The organism is Rhodococcus sp. PvR044 (assembly GCF_040548995.1).
Taxonomy (GTDB): Bacteria; Actinomycetota; Actinomycetes; order Mycobacteriales; family Mycobacteriaceae; genus Rhodococcus_G; species Rhodococcus_G oryzae.
Genome location: NZ_JBEPSX010000025.1, coordinates 1 through 2,421 on the forward strand (window position 1 = coordinate 1; position 2,421 = coordinate 2,421).

Below are 2,421 nucleotides of genomic sequence, written 5' to 3' on the forward strand. Positions count from 1 at the left end.
CAGTCGCATGCTCTAGACCCGAAGCGGAGTGATCTACCCATGGCCAGGGTGAAGCGACGGTAAGACGTCGTGGAGGCCCGAACCCACTTAGGTTGAAAACTGAGGGGATGAGCTGTGGGTAGGGGTGAAAGGCCAATCAAACTCCGTGATAGCTGGTTCTCCCCGAAATGCATTTAGGTGCAGCGTCGCGTGTTTCTCACCGGAGGTAGAGCTACTGGATGGTCTAGGGGGCCCACAAGCTTACCGAAATCAGCCAAACTCCGAATGCCGGTGAGTGAGAGCGCGGCAGTGAGACTGCGGGCGATAAGGTTCGTAGTCGAGAGGGAAACAGCCCAGATCGCCAGCTAAGGTCCCTAAGCGTGTACTAAGTGGAAAAGGATGTGGGGTCGCGAAGACAACCAGGAGGTTGGCTTAGAAGCAGCCACCCTTGAAAGAGTGCGTAATAGCTCACTGGTCAAGTGATCCTGCGCCGACAATGTAGCGGGGCTCAAGTACACCACCGAAGCTGCGGCATTCATGCAATACACCTCCTTGTTCCTGCGGGGACTTGGGCAGTGGTATGGATGGGTAGGGGAGCGTCGTGCAGCCATGGAAGCGTCGGAGTGATCCAGGCGTGGAGGCTGCACGAGTGAGAATGCAGGCATGAGTAGCGAAAGAAGAGTGAGAAACTCTTCCGCCGAATGACCAAGGGTTCCTGGGCCAGGTTAATCCGCCCAGGGTGAGTCGGGACCTAAGGCGAGGCCGACAGGCGTAGTCGATGGACAACGGGTTGATATTCCCGTACCCGTGTAAACGCGCCCATGGTGAATCAGTGATACTAACCGCCCTGAAGCCGGCTAATGTTCCTTCGGGATCATGGTCGGGGGATGCGCGGGACCTGATCTGGTAGTAGCCAAGCGATGGGGTGACGCAGGAAGGTAGCTGAGCCAGTCAGTGGTAATACTGGTGTAAGCGTGTAGGGAGTGGCATAGGCAAATCCGTGCCACACATATCCTGAGACGTGATGCATAGCCGATTGAGGCGAATTCAGTGATCCTATGCTGCCGAGAAAAGCCTCTAGCGAGCTTTTACACGGCCCGTACCCCAAACCGACACAGGTGGTCAGGTAGAGAATACTAAGGCGATCGAGATAACTATGGTTAAGGAACTCGGCAAAATGCCCCCGTAACTTCGGGAGAAGGGGGGCCTCGTCTGGTGATCGGATTTACTCCGTGAGCTGGGTGGGGCCGCAGAGACCAGTGAGAAGCGACTGTTTACTAAAAACACAGGTCCGTGCGAAGTCGTAAGACGATGTATACGGACTGACGCCTGCCCGGTGCTGGAAGGTTAAGAGGACCGGTTAGCTTTTCGGAGCGAAGCTGAGAATTTAAGCCCCAGTAAACGGCGGTGGTAACTATAACCATCCTAAGGTAGCGAAATTCCTTGTCGGGTAAGTTCCGACCTGCACGAATGGCGTAACGACTTCTCAGCTGTCTCAACCATAGACTCGGCGAAATTGCATTACGAGTAAAGATGCTCGTTACGCGCGGCAGGACGAAAAGACCCCGGGACCTTCACTATAGCTTGGTATTGGTGTTCGGTTCGGTTTGTGTAGGATAGGTGGGAGACTGTGAAGCGGGCACGCCAGTGTTCGTGGAGTCATTGTTGAAATACCACTCTGATCGTATTGGACATCTAACCTCGGACCATGATCTGGTTCAGGGACAGTGCCTGGTGGGTAGTTTAACTGGGGCGGTTGCCTCCCAAAATGTAACGGAGGCGCCCAAAGGTTCCCTCAGCCTGGTTGGCAATCAGGTGTTGAGTGCAAGTGCACAAGGGAGCTTGACTGTGAGACTGACAGGTCGAGCAGGGACGAAAGTCGGGACTAGTGATCCGGCACCGGCAAGTGGAAGCGGTGTCGCTCAACGGATAAAAGGTACCCCGGGGATAACAGGCTGATCTTCCCCAAGAGTCCATATCGACGGGATGGTTTGGCACCTCGATGTCGGCTCGTCGCATCCTGGGGCTGGAGTAGGTCCCAAGGGTTGGGCTGTTCGCCCATTAAAGCGGCACGCGAGCTGGGTTTAGAACGTCGTGAGACAGTTCGGTCTCTATCCGCCGCGCGCGTTAGAAACTTGAGGAAGGCTGTCCCTAGTACGAGAGGACCGGGACGGACGAACCTCTGGTGTGCCAGTTGTTCCACCAGGAGCACCGCTGGTTAGCTACGTTCGGAAGGGATAACCGCTGAAAGCATCTAAGCGGGAAGCCTGTTCCAAGATGAGGTTTCTCACCCCCTTGAGGGGGTAAGGCCCCCGGCAGACCACCGGGTTGATAGGCCAGAACTGGAAGCACGGTAACGTGTGCAGGTGACTGGTACTAATAGGCCGAGGACTTACCACAAAGAAGCTACGCGTCCACTGTGCGGTATCTGAAACAACACAC

At 55.5% G+C, this 2,421-nt stretch carries 1 rRNA gene; it reads left to right on the forward strand.

The window, feature by feature from the left end:
• Positions 1-2,379 (forward strand): 23S ribosomal RNA (locus ABIC28_RS27210); the annotation flags it as partial.
• Between the last annotated feature and the right edge of the window lie 42 nt (positions 2,380-2,421).